This is a genomic window from Longimicrobium sp. (assembly GCA_036389135.1).
Lineage (GTDB): Bacteria > Gemmatimonadota > Gemmatimonadetes > Longimicrobiales > Longimicrobiaceae > Longimicrobium.
In genome coordinates, this window is the sequence record DASVQP010000001.1 from 107199 (window position 1) to 130545 (window position 23347).

Below are 23347 nucleotides of genomic sequence, written 5' to 3' on the forward strand. Positions count from 1 at the left end.
TCTCTGGGATTCGCGCATCCCTCACCGCATGGTCGGCGCGTTCCCTGCCGAGTTTGACCGCAACATCTTTCGTGCGCTACTTTTGAGCGCACATCCGACTGAGAACAACCTTGAGGAACGACAGCCCCCTCTTCGATGTCATGGGTTCGCGCGCCCTTGCCCGCCTGGTGCTGCACTTCGCGGTGCGCCCGGACGCGCGGCTGCACTTTCGCGCCCTGCAACGGCATACCGGGCTTGGCAGCCGCTCTCTCCAGACGGAGCTGCGACGGCTCGAACGGTGGGGGATTCTGGAGCGGTCGCGGGAGAACGACACGGTTGTCTACCGGCTGGAGCACGCGAACCCGCGCTGGAAGGCGCTCTTCGCACTGGTGCGATCCTTTGCCGATCCGGCGGAGGTCCTAACGGAAGCCTTCGCGGATGTCGCCGGCGTAGAAGCCGCGTTCGTCTTCGGCTCTGTCGCCCGCGGGGAAGCGCGTCCCGAGAGCGACGTGGACCTCTTCATCCTGGGTGACGAAATCGTCTCGGCCGACCTGGGACGCGCCACGACTTCCGCGGAGCTTCTCCTCGACCGCGAAGTGGACGTAAAGCGCTTCACCCGCGGCAAACTGAAGCGCGTTCTGGAGGGGGGTGACGGCGGGTTCGTGACCGCGGCGCTTCGCGGTCCCAAGCGCTGGATCGCGGGCTCGGAGGACGCGCTAGCAGGGGTCGCGTGATCCCCTCCGCCGTCGAGATCCTGTTGGGGGCGTAGCCGGAACGGCAGATCCCGACCTCACCAAGGTCGGGATTGTTGTCTGCGGCAGCCGCCGTTCACCAGCCGCGGAAGCTCATGCGGCGCAGGATCTCGCGGCGGTACTCGGGGGTGTTGCGGGGGGTGCGCTCGCGCGGGTTGGGGAGGAGCGCTGCGAGGCCCGCGGACTGCGTGCGCGTCAGGCGGCGGGCGCTCACGTCGTAGTGCTCCCGCGCCGCCTCGCCCACGCCATAGACGCCGTCGCCCCACTCCACCTCGTTGGCGTACAGCTCCAGGATCCGGTTCTTGCCCAGGATCAGCTCCGCGGCGGGGGTGAGCGCCAGGTCGTACAGCTTGCGCACCGGGTTGCGGCAGGTGCAGCCGAACAGGTTCTTCATCAGCTGCTGCGTGAGCGTGGACGCGCCGCGGAAGCGCACGCCGCCGGCCGCCTCGCGCTGGGCGTTCATCATCTCCTTGAAGTCGAAGCCGCGGTGCTGCCAGAAGCGCCCGTCCTCCGCCGCGACGACGGCGCGGGGCAGGTGGCGAGGCAGCTCCGCGAGGGGCACCCACTCCCGCCGCGCCTCGTACTCGCGCCCGGCGACGAGCGCCTGGATGCGGCGCTCGATGCGCACGCCCGTGGTGGGCGGCGGCACGAAGCGGTAGACGACCAGGAGCAGGACGCAGAACAGGTAGTACGCCAGCAGCCCCCAGAGCACCCACTTCACCACGCGCCACACGCGCGCGCGCCGCGTGCGAGGCGGCGCCGCGGCTTCGGGCGCCGGCGCGCCCGGCCGGGCGGGTGGCTCCCAGAGCAGCGTCGCGTCGGGGTCCTGGTGCACGTGATGGGGCGGCTTCCTGTCGTTCATCGGGTGCTCGTGAAAGGCGTTGCGTCGCGCTGGCGTCGGGAGCCGATGCAGCCGCAGGAGCCGTTCCGCGCGACCGCTTGCCCGCTTTCCAAACCCCGGTGCCGCGGCTAGGTTGCGAAAAGGAGGCGCCGCCGAGCGCGGCGCCGGGCCCATCCAACCCGCAGTGCCCCATGCCAGGCCAGGAACGCAGGGTCGCAGCCACGGAGCGCTCCCCGTACGCGGTGCTCACCGCGACGGTGTTCACGGTGCTCCTCCTCCTGTTCGTGTACAGCGTGGCCGAGGTGCTGCTGCTGGTGTTCCTGGCGGCGCTCTTCGCCGTGTATCTCACCGCCATCTCGGAGTTCCTGGAGGACCGCTTCCGCATTCGCCCGGCGCTGGGGCTGCCGCTGGCGCTGCTCTTTACGGCGGTGTGGGCGACGGGGGTCTTCTGGCTGGTGATCCCCCCCGTGCTGCACCAGACGCAGGAGCTGATCGCGGCGCTTCCCAAGCTGATGTCGCAGGGGGTGGACCGGCTGACGGAGCTGGTGAGCGGCTACCCGATCCTCGCCGCCGCGCTCCCCCCCGCCGAGCTTCAGAACCAGGTTTCGACGATGATGTCGAGCGCTGGCGGGTACTTCGCGGGGCTGGTGCCGTACCTGTTCGGCACGCTGCACGTGCTGATCAACTTCATCAGCGTGCTGGTGATGGGGATGTACATGGCGCTCCGCCCCGGCCTCTACCGCGAGGGGATCATCTCGCTGACGCCGCCGGTGCACCGCGAGCTGGTCCGCGACATCCTGGCGGACCTGGGGCGCAGCCTGCGCGCGTGGATCGGCGGTCAGATCCTGGCGATGTTCTTTCTGGGCGCGCTCACGTACGTGGGCCTCCTCCTGCTGGACGTGCCGTTCGCGCTGGCGTTCGGGGTGTTCACGGGGGTGGTGGTGATGGTGCCGTTCTTTGGGACGCTCGTCTCCACGCTGCTCCCGGCGCTTTTCGTGCTGGGGTCGGGCGGGTTGGGGCGGGCGTTCCTGGTGGTGCTGCTGGGGGTGGTGATCCACATCGTGGAGGCCAACTTCATCCACCCGCTCATCATGGAGCGGCGGGTGCACCTGCCGCCGGTGCTCTCCATCCTGAGCGTCCTGATCATGGCCGAGCTGATGGGGCTGACGGGCCTCCTGGTGGCCGTCCCCGTGCTGGCGACGGTGATGGTGATCGTGCGCCGCATCTACGTCCACCGCCTCCTGGAGGGGAAGGGCTTCCGCCGCTTCGTGCGCGACGCCCCCGCGGAGGTGCGCCTGCCGGAGAGCGTGCTTCGCCTCCCCGCCGGCTCCGTGAGCATCCCCGCGATTCTGGAGGAGGCGGGCGCGGCGCCGCGGTGAGGGGACGGCGGGGGAATTGGGGAACGGGGAACGGGAACAGCAGGGGACAGGGGACAGCAGGGGACAGGGGACAGCAGGGGACAGGGGACAGGGGACAGGGGACAGGGGACAGGGGACAGGGGACAGCAGGGACGGCGCGATTGCCCATGGCACCCCCCCTATTGTCATCCTGACGACGCGCTGCACCGTCCCGGCCCTTCCTCCGACCCGTGGCGCGGAGTGAAGGATCTACTGCACGTGCCGAGAGGCTCGCAGGTCCCGCCGTTCTCTCGGCTCGCCGGCTGGTTCCTTCGTTCGCCGCAGGAGCCCCGGAGTGAGCCGCGCATGTCCGCGAGGCGGCTCTCTCAGGATGACAATCGGGGGGCCAAGTCGTGCGGTGGGCCTGGTGCGTCGCGGCAGCCACTGGGCACTTGGCACTTAGCACTTAGCACTTAGCACTTAGCACTTAGCACTTTCTTCCGCACTCACGCACTTCCAGACTCCCGTGCCCCATACACTCGCCACGCACCGTTACCTGATCCTCACCGAAGCCCTCTTCGGCCCGCTCACCAGCAAGACCGCAAACAGCGCGATCCGGTACCTGCCGGAGCGGATCGTGGCGGTGCTCGATTCCACGCAGGCCGGCCGCACCGTGCAGGACGTGCTGGGGTTCGGCGGCGCGATTCCGGTGGTGGGGACGGTGGAGGAGGGGCTGCGCGGCGCCCCCACGGCGCTCCTGGTGGGGATCGCGCCACAGGGAGGGCAGCTCCCGGATTCGTGGCGCGGCGTACTCGCTGCCTCCATCGCGGCGGGGCTCGACGTGGTGAGCGGGCTGCACTTCTACCTGGGCGACGACCCGGAGCTGGCGGCGCTCGCCGGGCGCGCGGGGGTGCGGATCCACGATCTGCGCAAGCCGCCGCCGGGGCTGCCGGTGGCGCACGGCCTCGCGCGCGACGTGGAGCCCCTCACCGTGCTGACGGTGGGGACGGACTGCAACATCGGGAAGATGACGGCGGCGCTCCAGGTGCGGAACGCGCTACGGGCCCGCGGCGCGCGCGTGGGATTCGCCGCCACCGGCCAGACCGGGCTCCTGATCGAGGGGTGGGGGATCGCGGTGGACTCGGTGGTGGCGGACTTCATCGCCGGGGCGGCGGAGCGGCTGGTGCTGCAGGCGTGCGACGGCAACGACATCGTGCTGGTGGAGGGGCAGGGGTCGCTGGTGCACCCCGGCTACTCCGGCGTCACCATGGGGCTCGTCCACGGCACGCTCCCCGACGCGATGATCCTCTGCCACCTCCCGTCGCGCACCTTTCCGTACGGCGGCAACGGCGCGTACAGGTGGATGCCGCTCCCCCCCGTGCCGGACGCCATCCGCCTGTGTGAGGCGGTCGTGGAGCCGCTCAAGCCCTCGCGCGTCATCGCCGTCTCGCTGAACACCTGGGACCTGACGGATGCCCAGGCCCGCGACGCCGTCGCCCGCACCCAGGACGAGACCGGCCTCCCCGCCACCGACCCCGTGCGCTTCGACCCCGCGCCGCTGGTGGATGCGGTGCTGGCGGAGCAGGCGCGGAAGGTGGAGGGTCGAAATGCGGGGCGGAGTGGTCCAACAACCGCGGGAACCGGGGGCTGAAGCCCCCGGCTGGAACCACGGGAAGGCGGCTAAAGCCGGCTCGTGCACGCCGGCATCAGACCCCGAGTCCGCGAAGGCGGACTTTGTGCTGTTGTTGCAGCGAGTTCACTCGCCCGCCCATCTCCGGCCTCCACCCACCCGCCAAACCAAAGCGCCGCCCCCGGACCCGGGAACGGCGCTCAGCTTTGCGCAGACGGCGATCAGCTCACCACTGGATGGTGCCCTGCTTCGTGGTGTCGACCTGCTCGGCGTCGCCGGTGGAGAAGAGGAACTTTTCGGTGTTCTCCAGAAGGTACTTGCGGGCTTCGGGGTCGCGCAGGTTGAGGCCGTTGTGGTTGATGAGCATCGTCTGGTGCTTCAGCCACTGCGCCCAGCACTCCTGGCAGATCTCCGCCTGGATGCGCTTGCCGAAGTCGTTGTTGAACGGCGGAAAGGGAAGCGCCGGCTTGTTCTGTCCGCAGCGGACGCAGGTAATCTCGGCCATGTGTCGTCCTCGGGTCGTGTCAGGGGCGCGCCGCGTGGTGCGGCGCGCCGCCCGAATCTAGCTTTGCGGCGCTCCCCCGTCCATCCGATCCCCCGTTTTCCGCATGACCGAGCCGATCCCCGCGCGCCTCTCCGACGACGGCCGCACCGCCACCTGGAACCCCGCCCTCACCCGCGCCGCGCACGTCATCCTTCAGGTCGCCCTCGGCGACGGGCTTCGAGAGGAGCGCCGGTCGATGAACAGCGGGCGCGCGCGCGTGCGCGAGGGGGAGCGGATCGAGGCCGTCCGCCCCGCCTCCGAGGAGTGAGCCTCAGCGCCGCGCGACGTGGCGGTAGACGGCGGCCGAGATGTCGCGCCCGGTCGCCGCGGCCACGCTGTCACGGGCGAAGCCGCGGGTGAGGACCACCAGCACGTAGGGCGCGCGGCCGTCGGGGAAGACGATGGCGGCGTCGTGCGCGATGCGGGTGATGTTACCCGTCTTGTTGGCGGAGCGCACCCCCGCGGGCAGCCCGGCCGGGATCATCTCGCGGAACTCCTGCCGTCCCAGGATCGCGAGCATCTCGTCCGTGGAGCTGCGCGATGCGGCCCGCCCGCCGGCGATCGCCTCCATCACGCGCATCAGGCCGTACGCGGTGGTGGCGTTGTTCATCCCGGCGCGGAAGGCGGGGCCGTCCTCCACGCCTCGCAGCACCTTCACTTCGCTCGCGCCCAGCCCGGCAAGCGTGGTGGCGATGCGGCGCGGGTCGGCGCGGTCGATCAGGAGGTTGGTGGCCAGGTTGCTGGAGCGCGTGATCATCCGCTCCAGCAGCTCGCGGAGCGGCACGCGCTGGCCCACGCGCCCGTAGAGCGTGGTGTCGCTGTCGTCCGCGCGGCTCAGGGTGTAGGTGCTGCCGTCTGCGATGCTGCGGAACTCGTTGCTCACCGGTACGAGCTCGTCCATGCGCAGCTCGCCCGCGTCGGCGCGGCGAAAGAGCTCCAGCATCACCGGCACCTTCATGGTGCTGGCCGCGTGCATCGTCTTGCGCGCGTCGATCAGGAGCGAGTCTCCCGTGGCGAGGTCGCGAAAGGCGACGGAGACCTCGGCCGTGTCGCCGGCGGCGCGGCGGATGATGTCGCGCACCTCCGCCTCCAGCGCGGCATGGGCGACGGGGCGCGGCGCCGCGGGTGCGCAGGCGGCCAGCAGGAGGAGGGGCGCGAGGGTGCGTGCGAGCATGGGCGCGGCCGGGTTGCGTGGGGAGATGCGGGTGCACGCAACGTACGCCGCGGATGCACGCGGGGAAATGGGATCACGTGCACGCCGCGGCGTTTCGCGCGCCGCACTGGTCTGCCATGCGTTTCCGGTGCACATTCAGGGGACGCTCCGCAGCACCGGCTCCGCCGAACCCGATCCGCAGTTGTCTCCTTTCGCGCTGTTCTCCTCCTTTATGATGATGGCTCTGCAGAACCGCCGCATCCCGCGGTGGCTCGCCCTGGCTGCGCTGCTCGCGATGGGCGCGGCGTCCGCCGGCCATGCGCAGGTCACCAGTCTGCCGGCGAGCCGCTGGGAGATCCGCGCGGGCGACGACACGGCATGGGCGGCGGGTGGCGATGGGCCCGGGTGGATGCCGCTGCGCGCGTTCGGACGCTGGCACCGCGCGCTGCCCGGGCACGAGGGGTGGGTCTGGTACCGCACCCGCATCCCCGCCGCCGCGGTGCGCGGGGACGAGGCGCTGGCGGTGCGAATGCCCAACGTGGGCGGCGCGTACGAACTGTTCTGGAACGGGCGCAGGATCGCCGCCGAGGGATCGCTGCCGCCGCGCTTCCGTGAGTCCGCGGGGCCGCGCCTGGTGCCGGTGCCGCCCGGCGCCGTCGCGCTGGGCAGGGGCCCCGATCACCTGCTGGCGATCCGGGTGTTCGACGACCGCGCCACGGGCGGGGTGATGGCGCCGGTGAGGTTCGGGCCGGCCGCCGTGATGATGGAGAGGGAGCCGCACGGGGAGCTCGCGATCGCGGTGCTGGTGGCCATCTTCGCCACGCTGGGGGTGTACCACCTCCTCTTCTTCTTCACCGTCCGCCACACCACCACCGAGAACCTCTGGTTCGCGCTCCTCTGCCTGAGCGTGGCGCTGCACGGGCTGGGGTTCGCGCCGGCCCTCTACCAGAGCGTGATCCCCGTCTCCGACCGGCTGCGCGGGCTGATCCTGGCCGAGGTGATGGCCGCGCTCTCGACCGCGATGCTGGTGCGGGCGCTTTTCGACCTGCGCTTCAGGGTGTGGGAGAAGGCGGCGCTGGCGGTCTACGCGCTTTCCATCCCCCTGGTCCTCTTCCTCCCGCTGCGGCGCGTGCACCTGCCGCACACCATCCTGGACGCGGCGGTGCTGCTGGGGATCGCCTTCCTGGTGGGGCGCATCGTGGCGGAGGCGCGGAGGAACGCGCCGCTGGCGAGGCCGCTCGTGGGCGGCGTGGCGGTGTTTGCCGGCACCGTGATCGCGGACCTGCTGGCGGAGTACGGCGTCGTGCGCCCCCTGACGCTGATCCCCGGAGTGCCGGGGCTCTTCTGGTTCGGCTTCATCGGACTCCTGCTCGTCTTCGGACGGACGACGGCGGGGCACTGGGCGGCATCGGAGGCGCGCGCCAACACCGATGCGCTCACCGGCCTCGCCAACCGGCGCGTCTTCAGCGACACCCTCTCCCAGCATCTCGCCAGCCTCGAGCGAAGCAGCCTGCGGCTCGTCCTCGTGCTGATCGACCTCGACCACTTCAAGCAGGTGAACGACCGCTACGGCCACGTGGCGGGCGACGAGGTGCTCGCGCGCGTGGGCCAGCTCCTGCTGCACCAGGCGCACCTGGTGGACCTCGCCGCGCGCATCGGCGGCGAGGAGCTGGCGGTGATCGTGGTCGACCGCTCCGCCGACGAGGCGCGCGGCTTCGCGGAGCAGTTCCGCGCCGCGCTCGCCGCCGAGCGCTTCAGCACGCCGGAAGGCGAGCCGTTCCAGGTGACGGCGAGCCTGGGGATCGCCGAGGCCGTCCCCGGAATCAATCCCACGACGCTCATGCAGACGGCCGACGAGGCGCTGTACGAGGCCAAGCAGCGTGGGCGGAACCAGTCCGTGCTCGGTACGCGGCCCACCATCGCCGAAGCAACGTAGTTCTTTCCGTCTGCCTCTGTGTCTCTGTGTGAGCCGCGGTTGCGATGCAGAATACGGCACGGCCCGTGGCCTGCAACATGCTTGTGGAGATCCCACTTACCCTCAAGGCGAGTCGCGAGCGCGATGGAGATCAACATCAACTGCAGGCTCGCCGCGGCGCTCGCCGGGCGGATGCGCGAAGCCCGGGAAGATCTCACGCGCCGCTGGCTGGAGCGGATCGTGGCGCGCGTAGCGATCGACCCCAACCGCGTTTTTCCCACCGACGAGCTGCTGAACCACGTCCCGCTGCTGATGGACCGCATCGCGGACTACATGGAAGACCCCGCGGACGAGATCAGCGCCGACGCGCCCGTCACCGCCAAGGCCATCGAGCTGGGGGAGCTGCGCTACTCGCAGGGCTTCGACGCGCACCAGATCCTCAAGGAGTACGAGATCCTGGGCGGCGTCCTCTTCGCGTTCCTGGTGCGCACGGTCGACGACATCGACGAGGAGTGCACACGCTCCGAGCTGCTGGCGTGCGCGCACCGCCTCTTCCGCGCCGTCACCATCATCCAGCAGGTGACCACCACCCATTACCTGCGTCTGGGCGCCGAGCGGGTGAACGAGCGCGAGGAGCGGCTGCGCGGCTTCAACCGCATGGTGTCGCACGAGCTCAAGAACCGCATCGGCGCCGTGCTGGGGGCGGGGCAGCTGCTGGCCGACCCCGACATCTCGGCCGACCCGGCGCGGCGGGAGCGCTTCGCGCGCATCGTGGTGGAGAATGCGCACGCCATGCAGGGGGCGCTGGAGAACCTGATCGAGCTGTCGCGGATGGATCCCGGGATGCGCCGCCAGCGCAACGTGGTGCTCCCCAGCGTGGTGGCGGAGGTGGCGCGGCAGCTCCGCGAGATGGCGCAGTCGGCGGGCGTGGAGGTGCGCATCGACGCCGAGATGCCGCAGGTGGAGGTCAACGCGGCGGCGCTGGAGCTGGCGCTCACCAACTACCTGTCCAACGCCATCAAGTACTCGGACCCCGCGGCCGACCCGCGCTGGGTGCGGATCGGCGGGCATCTGGCGCCCGGCGGGGAGCTGGTGGTAGAGGTGGAGGACAACGGGCTGGGGGTGCCGCCGGAGAAGCGCGCCGATCTCTTCACCCGCTTCTTTCGCGCGCACGGCGAAACGGTGACGGGCATCGAGGGTACTGGACTGGGGCTGAGCATCGTGCGCGAGACGGTCGAAGCGCTCGGCGGGCGCGCCTGGGCGGAGTTCGACCGGCCCGCGGGGTCGCGCTTCCTGCTCTCGCTCCCATCGCGCCGCGCCGAGGACCGCCACGCGGCACTTCCGCAGGCGGACGGGGATGGGTAGCTTTACGGAGCATCCCTTCAAGAATCGCAACTGCATGGCTCACACGGAGACACAGAGCCACAGAGAGGGACTTCTTGCCTTTCCTCCGTGTCTCCGTGTCTCCGTGTGAGATTGCAGTTCCACGGCCACGATCCTTACTTCGCGGCGACCGCCCCGGCCGCCGCATCTCTTTCAGTATCTCCTGACTATGTCCGAAGCAAACGTCCTGGACGCGGGGCGCCGCACGACGCGTGTGGATGCGCTCAAGCGGGCCATCGACGACCACATCAAGTATACCCTGGCCCGCGACCGCGGCACGGCCACCGAGCGCGACGTCTACATGAGCGCCGCGTGGACGCTGCGCGACCGCATGGCGGGGCACTGGGCGGACACGCAGGCGCGCTACCACAGCGAGAACGCCAAGCGCGTCTACTACCTGTCGCTCGAGTTCCTCATGGGGCGCACCTTTGGCAACGCCCTCCTGAACCTGGGGATGGAGGACGCCGCCGCCGAGGCGCTGGCGGAGGTGGGGTACCGCGTGGAGGAGCTGGAGGAGGTGGAGCCCGACGCCGGCCTGGGGAACGGCGGCCTGGGGCGCCTCGCCGCCTGCTACCTGGATTCCATGGCCACGCTGAAGCTCCCCGGCTACGGCTACGGGATCCGCTACCAGCACGGGATCTTCAAGCAGGCCATCACCGCCGGCCGGCAGGTGGAGAAGGCGGACAACTGGCTGCGCGACGACAACCCCTGGGAGATCGCCCGCCCGGACCGCACCTACCCGGTGAAGTTCTACGGGCGCGTGCTGGGTGAAAAGGATGCCGAGGGCCGCGTCCACTTCAGCTGGGTGGAGACGCAGGACGTGCTGGCGATGGCGTACGACACCCCCATCCCCGGCTACCGCAACGGCACGGTGAACACGCTGCGCCTCTGGTCCGCCAAGGCGACCGAGGAGTTCGACCTGGAGGACTTCATCCGCGGCAACTACATCGCCGCGGTGGAGGCGAAGACGCAGACGGAGACGATCTCCAAGGTCCTCTATCCGCCGGACGATACGGGGCAGGGGAAGGAGCTGCGGCTGAAGCAGCAGTACTTCTTCGTCTCGGCCACGCTCCAGGACATCCTGGCGCGCTACCTCACCGAGCGCCGCACCTTCACGGACTTCGTGGACAAGGTGCAGGTGCAGCTCAACGACACCCACCCCGCCGTCGCCATCCCGGAGCTGATGCGGCTCCTGATGGACGAGCACGAGATGGAGTGGGACAAGTCGTTCGACATCGCGCGCCAGACCTTCGCGTACACCAACCACACGGTGCTCCCCGAAGCGCTGGAGACGTGGAGCGAGGAGCTCTTCGGCCGGCTCCTTCCGCGCCACCTGGAGATCGTTCGCGAGATCGACCGCCGCTTCCGCAACCGCGTCCGCGAGGCATTCGCGGCGGACCCGGGGCGAGAGGAGCGCATGGCGATCCTTTCCGGCGGGCTGGTGAAGATGGCGCACCTGGCCATCGTGGGGAGCCACACGGTGAACGGCGTGGCCCAGCTTCACACGCAGATCCTGCAGGAGCGCATCTTCCGCGACTTCGCCGAGCTGTGGCCCGACCGCTTCACCTCGGTGACCAACGGTGTGACGCAGCGGCGCTGGCTGCTCAAGGCCAACCCCGGCGAGTCGCGGCTGATCACGGGCGCCATCGGCGACGGGTGGATCACCGACCTGCCGCAGCTCTCCGCGCTGGAGCCGTTCGCGGAGGATGCCGAGTTCCGCAACCAGTGGCGCACGGCCAAGGCGCGCAACCGGCAGCGGCTGGCGGAGCTGGTGAAGAAGGAGGCGGGGGTGCAGATCGACCCGCACGCGCTGATGGACGTGCACGTCAAGCGCATGCACGAGTACAAGCGCCAGCTGCTGAACGCGCTGCGCGTGGCCGACGAGTACCTGCAGCTGCGCGACACGGACAAGCCGGACGCGGTGCCGCGCGCGGTGCTCTTTGGCGGCAAGGCGGCGCCCACCTACTGGACGGCGAAGCTGATCATCCAGCTCATCAGCGCGCTGGCCGGCCGGGTGAACGGCGACGCGCGGGTGAGCAAGGTGCTCCAGGTGGCGTTCATCCCGGATTACCGGGTGTCGCTGGCGGAGTGCATCTTCCCGGGCAGCGACCTTTCCGAGCAGATCTCCACCGCGGGCTTCGAGGCGTCGGGTACGGGGAACATGAAGTTCGCCCTGAACGGCGCGCTCACCATCGGCACGCTGGACGGCGCGGTCGTGGAGATCGCGGAGGCGGTGGGGCGCGACAACATCTTCATCTTCGGCCTGACCGCCGAGGAGGTGGGGCGGCGCAAGGCGGAGGGCTACAACCCGCGCGCCGAGGTGGAGGCGAGCCCCCGGCTGCGGCGCGTCCTGGAGTTCATCGCCAGCGGCGAGCTCTCGCCCGACGAGCCGGGACGCTTCCGCCCCCTGGTGGACAGCCTCCTGCACCACGACGAGTACATGCTGCTCGCCGACTTCGACGCCTACCTGGCCGCGCAGGACGAGGTCGACGCCGCCTTCCGCGACCCCGAGCGGTGGACGCGCATGGCGATCCTGAACGTGGCCCGCTGCGGCTACTTCAGCAGCGACCGCTCGGTGCGCGAGTACGCCAAGCGCATCTGGAAGCTGTAACGAACCGCATCCCACACAGAGACACAGAGCCACAGAGAGATCTTCGCTGTCTTTCCTCTGTGGCTCTGTGTCTCTGTGTGAGCCAGTGTGAGCCATGCAGTCGCCGTTCTCTCCCGCGCCTCCGCGCCTCCGCGCCTCCTCGTGAGACCCTTTTTCAAAGGATTCTGGAGATGTGGCGGCGCAGAGGGAGCGCTCAAGGGTTTCCGCGTTCCGTAGCTATTGGACGCACGGTGGCCGCTTCTGTGTCGGCTACTGGAAGCGCGCCCAAAGGCGGATATTGTCATTCTTGCGGCGGGGACGTTACATAGTTTACATTAGCGTCCCATTACCAGTCACCGATCTTGCAGCCCGTCCCCATCTCGCCGCAGGACAAGGAGTTAGTCAGTAACTCCCGCTTCCTCATCCAGAGCCGGGGTTCCGCCCGTCACCTCACCGCCCGCAGGAGGAGATGAGATTCCGCTCGTCCGCTGAGTCCGTGCCGTCTCCCGTTGTCCCATCTCATCAGGCAGTGCATCCCATCAGGAGGAAAAGGATGATCTACAAAGCTCGTGCGATGACGATCCTGCTCTTCGCCGCGCTCGCGGCGGGGCTCGGTGTGTCGCCCGATCCACTCGCCGCACAGGCGACCGGCAGCGTCCGGGGCAGAGTCGTGGAGAGCGGCTCCAACCGTCCCATTAGCGGGGCGCAGGTGTCCATCCCCAACACCGCGATCCGCACCGTCACCTCCGCGGGGGGCGAGTACACGCTGGGCAGCGTGCCCGCGGGCACGCAGCGCGTGCGCGCGTCGCTCATCGGCCACACCACCAGCGAGCAGACCGCGCAGGTTACGGCGGGGCAGGCCACGCAGGTCAACTTCACCCTCTCCTCCGCGGCGGTGGCGCTCGACGCGCTGGTGGTGACGGCGCTGGGGCAGACCACGGCGCAGCGCTCCGTGGCCACGGCGCAGCAGAGCGTGCGCGGTGAAGAGATCGCGCAGACGCAGCGCGAGAACTTCGTGAACGCGCTGCAGGGGCGCGTGGCGGGCGTGGAGGTGACCACCTCCTCCGGCACGCCGGGCGCATCGTCGTCCATCACCATCCGGGGCGTGAGCTCCATCAGCGGGAGCAACCAGCCGCTGATGATCGTGGACGGCCTGCCGATGGACAACAAGACGCTGAACACGGCGTCGATGGCCTCCGACGCCCCGGGCTCGTCGACGGCGCTGACCAACCGCGGGGTGGACTTCACCAACCGCGCCGCCGACATCAACCCCGAGGACATCGAGACGCTGACGGTGCTCAAGGGGCCCGAGGCGTCGGCGCTGTACGGCATCGACGCGGCCAACGGCGCCATCGTGATCACCACCAAGCGCGGGAAGGCCGGGCGCGGCGGGATCGAGTACAACAACAGCTTCCGCTTCGAGAGCACCCGCACCCGCCCCGAGCTGCAGCGCGAGTTCGGCATCAGCGGGGTGGGGGGCAGCACCTTCCAGTTCTTCGGCCTGCCGTACGCGGACTCGACGACCTTCTACGACAACGTGGAGGGCTTCTTCCAGACCGGCAGGACGCAGAAGCACAACCTGGCGTTCAGCGGCGCCGCCGCGGACAACCGGGTGAACTACCGCATCTCGTCGGGCCTTACGCAGCAGGAAGGCGTGGTGCCGGGCACGCGCTACGACCGCATCAACGTGACGGGCGCGTCGCAGGCGCAGGTCAACCGCTGGCTGAACGTCGACCTGTCGATGCAGTACGCCAATGCCGCCAACGACCAGGACTTCAAGGGCGCCAACGGGCCGCTGATCGGCCTGCTGGTGTGGCCGCAGACGGACCGGGCCAGCGACTACCTGACCCCTGCCGGCACGCGCCGCCGCGTGACCAGCCTTTCTGGCGGCGCCGAGGTCGACAACCCGTATTTCAGCACCGACAAGAACGACGTGCAGTCGCGCACCAACCGGCTGCTCGCCAACTTCGGCTTCGTGCTCTCGCCCTTCTCGTTCGGCAACCTCCGCACGAACCTGGGGGTCGACAGCTACACGAACCAGAACCAGATCGTCCGCCACCCGGAGAGCACGTTCGGGATCTCGAACAACGGCATCATCGGCGTGGACACCGACATCACGCGCAACCTGAGCGCGCAGTCGGTGCTTAACTTCAACCGCCGCACGCTCAACCGCCGCTTTTCCGTCACCGGGCTGGTGGGCGGCTCCGCGCGCGACGACAAGTCCAACGTGGAAGGGCTGCAGGGAACGCAGTTCATCGAGCCGGACTTCGTCTCGGTGAACAACGCCCAGCTGCGCAGCAACCGCAGCGTGATCGCGCAGCGCCGCCTGCTGAGCGCGTTCGGCAGCGCCACGGTGGACTACGACCGCTACCTGTTCGTTACGGTCACCGGGCGTAACGACTGGACGTCGACGATCCCGCAGGGGGCCAACTCGTTCTTCTACCCGTCCATCTCCACCGCCTTCGTATTCTCGGACGCGATCCCGGGGCTGGGCGACGTGATGTCCGGCAAGCTGCGCGCGGCGTACGCGCAGGTGGGCAAGGACGCCCGCCCGTACGCGTACCGCTCGGCGCTCGAGTTCAAGACCTCGTCGTACGGCGGCTACGGCTACGGCTTCACCGGGCCGAACCCGGGGCTGCGCCCGGAGTTCGCCAGCTCGTACGAGATCGGAACGGAGCTGGGCTTCTTCGAGGATCGGCTGGGGCTGGACGTGACGATGTACCGCAAGGACACGCGCGACCAGATCATCAACGACGTGCGCGGAAGCTACGCTACGGGTTTCGTGCTGCTGAACATCAACGGAGGCGTCACCCGCAACACCGGCCTCGAGGTGTCGCTGCGCGGCACGCCGGTGCAGAGCGACCGCTTCCAGTGGAACTTCCTGGTCAACTTCGACCGCTCCAAGGGCCGGGTGATCTCGCTGCCGCGCGACCTGCCGGAGTCGTACGTGTCCGACACGTGGCTGTACGGCAACGTGCGCAACGGCACGGCCAAGGGGCTCTCGACCCGCTCGCTGACCGGCCAGTTCTACCTGCGCAACAACAACGGCGACATCCTGATCGACCCCACCAGCGGGCTTCCGCTGCGCTCCACCGCGTTCATCGACGCGGGGTACGACCGCCAGCCGGACTGGACGGCGGGGATCACCAACACGCTGCGCTACGGGCGCGCCTCGCTCAGCTTCCTGCTGGACGTGCGCCGCGGCGGCGACGTGCTGAACGCCACGCAGCACTTCCTTACGGCACGCGGCCTCGCCACGGGGACGCTGGACCGCTTCGAGCCCCGCGTGATCGACGGCGTGCTGCGCGACGGCAAGGAGAACTCGCCCAACCCGACGCCGAACAACATCGTGGTGGTGCCGGGCGTCAACACCGGGTACTACACGCTGATGAGCGAGGAGCAGTTCATCGAGAAGGACATCAACTGGGTGCGCCTGCGCGACGTCACGCTGCGCATGGGGCTTCCGCGGCGCTTCGGGCAGAACTCCAGCGTGTTCGTGACGGGCACCGACCTGTTCCTGCTGACCAACTACTCGGGGCTCGACCCGGTGGTGAACGGCAACACCGCGGCGGTGGGCGGTTCCGGCGCGGCCGGCATCGACTACGGCAACTTCCCTATGCCTCGCGGCATCAACTTCGGCATCAGCACGAGATTCTGAGATGAGAAATGCGCGTATCGCACTCGTGGCCGGCTCGCTGGGCCTGCTCGCGGGGTGTGAAAACTTCCTGGACGTCAACAACAACCCGAACGCGCCCGAAACGGTATCGGCGAACACGTACATCCCGCCGATGCAGCACCAGATCGCCACCGGGCTGCAGCTCGACGGCCGCCTCATCGGGCGGTACACCCAGCAGTGGTTCACGACCGGCAACACGTCGCTCAACCAGTACGACCGCATGGGGTACCTCGCCGGCAGCGACGAGGGCGGCGAGGTGTGGCGCAACGTGTACTGGATGCTGGGGCAGAACCTGGTCGACATGATGGCCAAGGCCGAGGCCGAGGAGCGGTGGGACGTGCTCGGCATGGGCCACGTGATGAAGGCCTGGGGATGGCATACCGCCACCAGCCTGTATGGCGAGATCATCATCAAGGAGGCGTTCGACGTCAACAAGTCGACCTTCAACTACGACAGCCAGGAGTTCGCGTACGAGGAGGTACGCCGGCACCTGAACCTGGCGATCGAGAACCTGCAGCGCACCGACGGCCGGGTGGACCCGGTGTACCTGGGGCGCGGCGACCGCTGGTACAACGGCGACCGCGAGAAGTGGCTCAAGTTCGCGTACGGCCTGCTGGCCATGAACCTGAACCATTACAGCAACAAGGCGTCGTACAAGCCGGCCGAGGTGATTGCGGCGGTGGACAAATCGTTCGCCAGCAACGCGGACGACGCGCTGCACACGTACACCAACCAGAGCACCAACAACGACGACGTCAACTTCCTGGGCCGCAGCCGCAGCAACCACCAGGCGTTCCGGCAGACCCGGTTCGTGGTTGACCTCATGAACGGGACGCACTTTGGCGGCGTGGTGGACCCGCGCATGAGCCGGATGCTGGCGCCGGCGCCGGACGGGCAGTACCGCGGGCTGGACGTGAACACGGTCAACTTCGGGGCGCTGCCGGTGGCCCAGCGGCCGAACAACTTCTTCGGCTACCCGGAGCTCGGCGGGCTGAACCTGCCCGGCCGCTACCTGTTCGACAACCGGGCCAAGATGCCCGTGATGACGTACGCGCAGCTCCAGTTCGTGAAGGCCGAGGCGGCGCTCCGGTCCGGCCAGCGCACGGTGGCGCTCACGGCGTACCGCAACGGGATCGGCGCGCACATCGACTTCGTGAACGCGCGCAACAACGACGCGGGGCAGACCCCGACGCAGATCACCGCGACGGAGCGCGCGGCGTTCCTGGCCAGCCCGGCCGTGGTGCCCACGGCGGCCAACCTGACGCTGTCGCACATCATGACGCAGAAGTACATCGCGCAGTGGGCGTGGGGGCACAGCGAGCTGTGGATGGACATGCGCCGCTACCACTACACGGACGCGGACCCGCAGGCCGGCCGGCAGGTGTACCCGGGCTTCGCGATCCCCACCAGCCTGTTCCCGGACAACAACGGGAACCCCGTGTACCGCCTGCGCCCGCGCTTCAACTCCGAGTACGTGTGGAACCGCCCCGGTCTGGAGGCGATCGGCGGGCTGGACGCCGCCTACCACACGAAGCGGCTCTGGATCACCGAACCGTAACGGGATGACGATGCAGAAACTCAAATCGATCGCGGCGCTGCTGTGCGCCGCCGCCGCGCTGGCCGGGTGTGAGAAGATTGGGCCGCAGGACATCACCGGCCCGGACCCGGTGGCCCGCATCAAGTTCTACAACTTCGGCGTGAACGCGCCGGCGGTGAACTTCTACGCGAACGACACCAAGATGACGGCGGTGAGCTCCACCACCGGCAGCGAGTCCACGAGCGGGGTGGCCTACGCGGGCGTGGGGAACGCGGGGCTGTACTCCGCCATCACGCCGGGGCAGTACACCGTGTCGGGCCGGATCTCGGCCACGACCGACAAGGACCTGCCCATCTCCAGCATCCCGGTGAACATCGCGGCGGGGAAGCTGTACTCCGTGTTCCAGAGCGGGGTATACAACGCCACGGCCAAGTCGGTGGACGGCTTCGTGGTGGAAGACAACTTCCCCACGGCGCCGGATTTCACGACGGCGCGGGTGCGCTTCGTGAACGCGATTCACAACTCTGCCCCGATGATGCTGATCGCGCGCGACTCCACCACCAAGCAGGAGTACCCGGTGGGCGGCACGATCGCGTACAAGTCGGCCGGCGAGTTCGTGAACCTTCCGGCGGGGATCTACACCCTGAGCACGCGCACCCAGGGCTCCAGCACCAACGTGATCGTGCGTACCGACGTGGGCTTCGGAATCGGCCGCGTGTACACCATCGCCTCGCGCGGCGACATGACGATCACCTCCGCTACACCCGCTCCTGACCGCCGTCCGTCGCTGGACCTGACGACGAACTTCTAGTCGCTGGGGGGAACACGCACGGAAAAGGCGCCCGGCTCCGGCCGGGCGCCTTTCGTTCGTCCGGGCACGGGATGCCGCCCGTCGGAGTGGCGCCGCCCGCGGCCGTGCCGTATGCTACACGGACGACGCGATCTCGCCGATCCCCTCGCACCCCGCTGCCCATGCGACCCGGTTCAGTGCCTTTCGTGCTCCGCCGCTCACCCCGCCCGCTCGCCGCCGCCATGCTCCTGCTGGCGGCGGCGTGCACGCCCCCACCCGCCTCCGCGCCCGCCCCGGCTGCCATGGCGGGCCCCCCTGCCTCGCCCGACGCGCCGCCGCCCGTGCAGCGCGAGTTCCGCGGAGTGTGGGTGGCCACCGTCGCCAACATCGACTGGCCGTCGCGCCCCGGCCTTCCCGCCGACAGCCAGCGCGCGGAGATGGTGCGCATCCTGGACCGCGCCGCGGCGATGAAGCTGAACGCCATCGTTCTGCAGGTGCGGCCCGCGGGGGACGCGCTCTACCCGTCCGCGCTGGAGCCGTGGTCGGAGTACCTCACGGGGGCGCAGGGGCGCGCGCCGTCGCCCGCGTACGACCCGCTGGAGTTCGCGGTGACGGAGGCGCACCGCCGCGGGATGGAGCTGCACGCCTGGTTCAACCCGTACCGCGCGCGGCACCCCTCCGCCACCACGCCGCAGTCGGCTGGGCACCTCAGCAACACGCGCCCGGCGCTGGTGCGCACGTACGGCCGGCACCTGTGGATGGACCCCGGCGAGGACTCGGTGCGCGCCCACTCGCTTGCCGTGATCCGCGACGTGGTGCGCCGCTACGACGTGGACGGCGTGCACATCGACGACTACTTCTATCCGTACAAGGAGCGTGACGCGGCCGGGGCGTTGATCGACTTCCCGGACGACTCGTCGTACGCGCGCTACCAGCGCGGCGGCGGCCGGCTGGGTCGCGATGACTGGCGCCGCAACAACGTGGACCGCTTCGTGGAGGAGATGTACCGCGAGGTGAAGCGCGAGAAGCCGTGGGTGCAGGTGGGGATCTCGCCCTTCGGCGTGTGGCGCCCCGGCTATCCGCCGCAGATCACCGGCTTCGACGCGTACCAGGAGCTCTACGCGGATTCGCGGAAGTGGCTGCGCGAGGGATGGGTGGACTACTTCACCCCGCAGCTCTACTGGCAGACGGCGCGCACCGGCGTCAGCTACCCCGTGCTGCTGGGGTGGTGGATCGGCGAGAACGTGCACGCCCGCCACATGTGGCCCGGCAACTTCACCAGCCGCGTGGGGAACGCCACCGAGGGAAACTGGCGCACCGACGAGATCATCGAGCAGATCTACATCACGCGCGGTCAGGCGGGCGCCACGGGCAACGTGCACTTCAGCATGAAGATCTTCATGCAGAACCCCGACTCGCTGGTGGACCGCCTCACCAACGACGCCTACCGCGAGCCGGCGCTCATCCCCGCCACGCCGTGGCTGGGCGGCCGCGCGCCGTCGCGCCCGGCGGTGACGCTGGAGGGGTCCACGGTGCGCTTCACCCCCGGCGCCGGCACTCCGCCCGCGCGCTGGGTGGTGCAGTCTCGCCACGGCGACCGCTGGCGCACCGCCATCCTCCCCGGCGGCGCACGGTCGCACGTGGTGGCGGCCGACTCGCTGCGCGCCGTGGCCGTATCCGGCGTGGACCGGCTGGGGAACCAGAGCGCGCCCGTCGTGGTGCAGGCGCCGTAGCGGACGGCCACGCGCGCCGTACGAGCAGCGGAAGGCCCGGCGAGAAGCGTCTCGGCGGGCCTTTTCGCGCTCAGTGTCCGATCTGGCAGCGCCAGCCGCAACTGGACAGCGTTGCAGCTTGTGCCGCGGCGCCCGTGCGGTTTACTCGTAGAACCGGATGTGTCCCTCTGTTGATGCGGCCGGAGAGAAGTCGTATGCCAAAGATCGGGATCCTGACGATTCACGGGATGGGCGAGCAGGAGGAGGACTTCGACGGAAACGGGAGTCTCACGCGGAGGCGCAGAGACGCAGGAGAGAACTGCGACTGCATGGCTCACACAGAGACACAGAGCCACAGAGAGAACCCGCAAAAGGTTTTCTCTGTGGCTTTCAGTTCCTTCTGTGGCCTCTGTGTGAGGCTTTTCTCTGTTGTTCTCTCCCTGCGTCTCTGCGCCTCTGCGTGAGACAAGCCGGTTCTCTGTGTGGTGCTGTTTTACGGCGCCGCGGTATCCGGCGCGGGGGCGAGCGAGTCGGGCACCAGGGAGTCGGGCGCGGGGCGGGCGGGGGCGACCACGCGGCCTCCCAGCACGCGGCAGGCACCCGCGGGCTCGGTTCCGGCGATGAAGTACTCGCGGCGGGCCGCGGCGGCCGGGCAGGCGCCGCTGAGGGGCCGCCGCGTCGCCGCGTCCGCCGCCACGGCGACGACGCCGGCCGGCATCGCCCACGGCGCCGGAGAGCGGCGGCGGGCGTAGGCGGCGCGCATCATCTCCCCCCAGATGGGCGCGGCCAGGGTGCCGCCGAACGCGCCCGGGCCGATGGAGCGCGGACGGTCGAAGCCCAGCCACACCGCCGTCACCATCTCTGGCGTGTAGCCCACGTACCAGACGTCGGTGCCGTCGTTGGTGGTCCCCGTCTTCCCCGCCATGGGGACGCGCGCGGGGAGGCGCGTGCGTGCCTCGCGCCCGGTGCCGCGCTCGGCCGCGTCGCGCAGCAGGTCGGTGGTGACGAAGGCCAGGGCCGGGGAGAGGGTGCGCACTCCGCGCCCGCGCCCGTCGTACACCACGCGCCCGCCGCCGTCCATCACGCGCCGCACCAGAAACGGCTCCACCCGCATCCCGTTGTTGGCGAACGCCGTGTACGCCGCCGCCATCTCCAGCGGCGCCACCGCGCTCGCGCCGATGGCGGAGGACGGGTACGGCTGCACCTGCGACTTGATGCCGAAGCGGGCCGCGATCGCCGGGAGCGTCTGCCACCCCATCGTCTGCGCGAGCTGCACGGCGACGGTGTTGACCGACTCCACCAGCCCGTCGCGCACGGAGATCGGCCCGCGAAATCGTCCGTCCGAGTTGCGCGGCGAGTACACCGCGCTGCCGCGCATGACGATGCGGAGCGCCGTGTCTTCCATCATGGTGGCCGGGGTGGCGCCCTGCTCCAGCGCGGCGGCGTACACCAGCGGCTTGAACGACGAGCCCGGCTGGCGGCGCGCGGCCGTCACCCGGTTGAAGTGCGACTCCTCGAAGTTGCGCCCGCCCACCATCGCCAGGATCTCGCCGGTGCGGGCATCCACCGTGACGATGGCGCCCTGCAGGTAGGTGGTGCCGGTGGGGCTCGCCGTCCCCGGCGCGCCCATGCGCGGGCCACGGTACCACGCCTCGCGCTCGATGCGCGCCAGCCCGCGCACGAGGGCGCTGTCGGCGGCGTTCTGCGCGGCGGGGTCGATGGTGGTCCACACGCGGGCGCCGGTGGTGCCGTACTGCGGGCCCACGCGCTGCGCCAGGATCTGCTTCGCCTGCTCGATGGCCCACTGCGGGCGCGCCGAGTAGCCGTGGTTGGGCGCCAGGCGGATGGTGGTGCGCTTCGCCGCCGCCGCCTGCGCGCGGGTGATGGCGTTGCTCTGCGCCATCAGGTCCAGCACCAGGTTGCGCCGCTCCAGCGCCCGCGCCGGGCTGATCTTGGGGGAGTAGACGCCGGGCCCCTTGGGCAGGGCGGCCAGCATCGCCGCCTCCTCGATGCTGAGCTGCGCCGCGCCCTTGCCGAAGTAGTGCCGCGCCGCCGACTCGATGCCGTACCAGCCGTGGCCGAAGTAGATCCAGTTGAGGTACGACTCCAGGATGCGCTCCTTGCCGTGCCGCTGCTCCAGCTCCAGCGCGAGCCGCATCTCGCGCAGCTTGCGCTCGGCGGTCTGCTCCTGCCGGTTGACCCGCTCCGGGTACATCGCCCCGATGAGCTGCTGCGTGATGGTGGACGCTCCCTCGCGGTCGCCCCCCAGCGTGTTCCTCAGCGCCCGGGCCACCGCGCGCGCGTCCACCCCCGCGTGCTCAAAGAACCTGCGGTCCTCCACCGCCACGAACGCCATCGGCACGTACCGGGGCAGCGTGCGCATGGCGATCACCGTGCGAACCTGCGGCCCCAGCTCCGCGATCAACGACCCGTCGCGTGCGTAGACGCGCGCGCTCTGGGTGGGCGCGCGCAGGGTGATCTCCTGCGCACTCGCGGGGAGGGCCAGGAGCGCGGCCGCGGGAATCGCGAGCCGAAGGGCGCAGGGGAGGCGGATGGGCATGGGATGACTGGGTCTGACGGCGGGAAGTGTGCGACGGAGGAATATAGCGAAAAGAATCACACAGAGGGCACAGAGGAGACTGCAAGGCCACGGAGAACCCCTTTCCGTTCCACTTGCCGTACCCCTCTGCGTCTCTGTGTGAGGGCTGTTGTCGTTACTGCGTCGTCGCGGCGGTGGCGGTGGCGGGGAGCAGGCCCTTGCCGGTGTAGCGCTGGCCGCCGTGGTGGCGGGGACCAAGGACGCGCTCGCCGTAGCCGTTCTCGGGGTCCTTGCCGCGGCGGAGGGCGCGCTGCACGGCCACCTCGCCGCGGTTGTAGGCGATCACCGCCAGGCGCACGTCGCCGTCGAAGAGCTCGATCATGTTGCGCAGGTTGGTGAAGCCCACGCGCATGTTGGTGTCGGGGTCCAGCAGCTCCTTGGGGGTGTCCACCTCGGGGTCGATGTCGGTGGCGGTGCCCAGCATCACCTGCGTGAGGCCCAGGGCGCCCATGTTGCCGGCGTCGGCGTCGAAGACGCTCTCCACGCGGATCAGGCGGAAGGCCAGCTCGGGGTCGATGCGCTGCGCGAGGGCGGCGTCGTAGATGCGGCGCGCCAGGGGGCGGGTGACGTTGTAGCGCTCCATCAGCCCCGTGAGCACGGCCTCGCGCCCCGTTTCCTTGAGGACCGCGCGGCGCAGGTAGCGCGCCTCCACCCCGAGAGGCGGCTTGGCGACCGGAGTGCCCAGGTGCTTCAGCGTGTCCGGCGGGCCGGCGGGCGGCCGGAACACCGCCGCGACCCCCGCGGTGTTGTAGGCGATCGCCACCGCACCCGGGATCACCAGGAGCGCGGCAAGCAGCAGCTTCCACCACGACCAGGCGGCGACCCGGCCGGTGACCTGCCTGGGCTGCTGGCGCCTTTGTTCGATCATCCTGCCACTCCGGGTTGCGGCTTCAACAGGCTCACGAGACG

17 protein-coding genes are annotated in these 23347 nt (G+C 69.8%); 12 read left to right on the plus strand and 5 right to left on the minus strand.

Annotated features, from left to right (window positions below; genetic code table 11):
* Nucleotides 1-110: 110 nt before the first annotated feature.
* Complete coding sequence (locus VF584_00415) at nucleotides 111-713, plus strand: nucleotidyltransferase domain-containing protein (protein ID HEX8208615.1); 603 nt, start codon at nucleotides 111-113, stop codon at nucleotides 711-713.
* A 94-nt stretch (nucleotides 714-807) separates the two neighbouring features.
* Here VF584_00415 and mtgA read toward each other — a convergent pair whose 3' ends face one another.
* The gene (gene mtgA, locus VF584_00420; GenBank protein HEX8208616.1) at nucleotides 808-1593 is read right to left on the minus strand and encodes a monofunctional biosynthetic peptidoglycan transglycosylase; all 786 of its coding nucleotides are present in this window, start codon (nucleotides 1591-1593) and stop codon (nucleotides 808-810) included.
* 170 nt (nucleotides 1594-1763) lie between these two features.
* On the opposite strand from mtgA, the gene VF584_00425 reads away from it, so the two are divergent.
* Nucleotides 1764-2951, plus strand: coding sequence for an AI-2E family transporter (locus VF584_00425; GenBank protein HEX8208617.1), 1188 nt, complete (start codon nucleotides 1764-1766; stop codon nucleotides 2949-2951).
* A 484-nt stretch (nucleotides 2952-3435) separates the two neighbouring features.
* Nucleotides 3436-4560, plus strand: coding sequence for a DUF1611 domain-containing protein (locus VF584_00430; protein ID HEX8208618.1), 1125 nt, complete (start codon nucleotides 3436-3438; stop codon nucleotides 4558-4560).
* Nucleotides 4561-4765: 205 nt separating this feature from the next.
* Here VF584_00430 and VF584_00435 read toward each other — a convergent pair whose 3' ends face one another.
* Nucleotides 4766-5044, minus strand: a complete 279-nt coding sequence (locus VF584_00435; GenBank protein ID HEX8208619.1) for an oxidative damage protection protein — start codon at nucleotides 5042-5044, stop codon at nucleotides 4766-4768.
* 103 nt (nucleotides 5045-5147) lie between these two features.
* Between VF584_00435 and VF584_00440 the strand changes: the two genes are divergently transcribed.
* Nucleotides 5148-5351: a hypothetical protein gene (locus VF584_00440; GenBank protein ID HEX8208620.1), complete on the plus strand. Its 204-nt coding sequence runs from the start codon at nucleotides 5148-5150 to the stop codon at nucleotides 5349-5351.
* A gap of 3 nt (nucleotides 5352-5354) precedes the next feature.
* Here VF584_00440 and VF584_00445 read toward each other — a convergent pair whose 3' ends face one another.
* Nucleotides 5355-6257 (minus strand): serine hydrolase, encoded by a 903-nt coding sequence (locus VF584_00445; GenBank protein HEX8208621.1) that lies wholly within the window; start codon nucleotides 6255-6257, stop codon nucleotides 5355-5357.
* A 211-nt stretch (nucleotides 6258-6468) separates the two neighbouring features.
* Here VF584_00445 and VF584_00450 point away from each other — a divergent pair, with 211 nt between their 5' ends.
* The 8 genes from VF584_00450 (at nucleotide 6469) to VF584_00485 (ending at nucleotide 20303) form a co-directional block, all read left to right on the plus strand.
* Nucleotides 6469-8172: a diguanylate cyclase gene (locus tag VF584_00450; GenBank protein HEX8208622.1), complete on the plus strand. Its 1704-nt coding sequence runs from the start codon at nucleotides 6469-6471 to the stop codon at nucleotides 8170-8172.
* Nucleotides 8173-8295: 123 nt separating this feature from the next.
* Nucleotides 8296-9516, plus strand: a complete 1221-nt coding sequence (locus VF584_00455; protein HEX8208623.1) for a sensor histidine kinase — start codon at nucleotides 8296-8298, stop codon at nucleotides 9514-9516.
* A gap of 187 nt (nucleotides 9517-9703) precedes the next feature.
* Nucleotides 9704-12145 carry a glycogen/starch/alpha-glucan phosphorylase gene (locus VF584_00460; GenBank protein ID HEX8208624.1) on the plus strand — a complete coding sequence of 814 codons (2442 nt, stop codon included), beginning with the start codon at nucleotides 9704-9706 and terminating at the stop codon, nucleotides 12143-12145.
* Between the two features lie 532 nt (nucleotides 12146-12677).
* Nucleotides 12678-15782: a SusC/RagA family TonB-linked outer membrane protein gene (locus VF584_00465; protein HEX8208625.1), complete on the plus strand. Its 3105-nt coding sequence runs from the start codon at nucleotides 12678-12680 to the stop codon at nucleotides 15780-15782.
* A gap of 1 nt (nucleotide 15783) precedes the next feature.
* On the plus strand, nucleotides 15784-17358 hold the full coding sequence (locus VF584_00470; protein HEX8208626.1) for a SusD/RagB family nutrient-binding outer membrane lipoprotein: 1575 nt from the start codon (nucleotides 15784-15786) through the stop codon (nucleotides 17356-17358).
* Between the two features lie 10 nt (nucleotides 17359-17368).
* On the plus strand, nucleotides 17369-18148 hold the full coding sequence (locus VF584_00475; protein ID HEX8208627.1) for a DUF4397 domain-containing protein: 780 nt from the start codon (nucleotides 17369-17371) through the stop codon (nucleotides 18146-18148).
* A gap of 176 nt (nucleotides 18149-18324) precedes the next feature.
* Nucleotides 18325-19860 carry a family 10 glycosylhydrolase gene (locus VF584_00480; GenBank protein HEX8208628.1) on the plus strand — a complete coding sequence of 512 codons (1536 nt, stop codon included), beginning with the start codon at nucleotides 18325-18327 and terminating at the stop codon, nucleotides 19858-19860.
* Between the two features lie 194 nt (nucleotides 19861-20054).
* Entirely contained in the window at nucleotides 20055-20303 is a 249-nt protein-coding gene (locus tag VF584_00485) for a hypothetical protein (protein ID HEX8208629.1), read from the plus strand.
* 29 nt (nucleotides 20304-20332) lie between these two features.
* On the opposite strand, the gene VF584_00490 is transcribed toward VF584_00485, so the two are convergent.
* Both VF584_00490 and VF584_00495 read right to left on the minus strand, forming a co-directional pair.
* Nucleotides 20333-22399: a PBP1A family penicillin-binding protein gene (locus VF584_00490; GenBank protein ID HEX8208630.1), complete on the minus strand. Its 2067-nt coding sequence runs from the start codon at nucleotides 22397-22399 to the stop codon at nucleotides 20333-20335.
* A 154-nt stretch (nucleotides 22400-22553) separates the two neighbouring features.
* Nucleotides 22554-23306 (minus strand): transglycosylase SLT domain-containing protein, encoded by a 753-nt coding sequence (locus VF584_00495; GenBank protein ID HEX8208631.1) that lies wholly within the window; start codon nucleotides 23304-23306, stop codon nucleotides 22554-22556.
* Nucleotides 23307-23347: the final 41 nt, after the last annotated feature.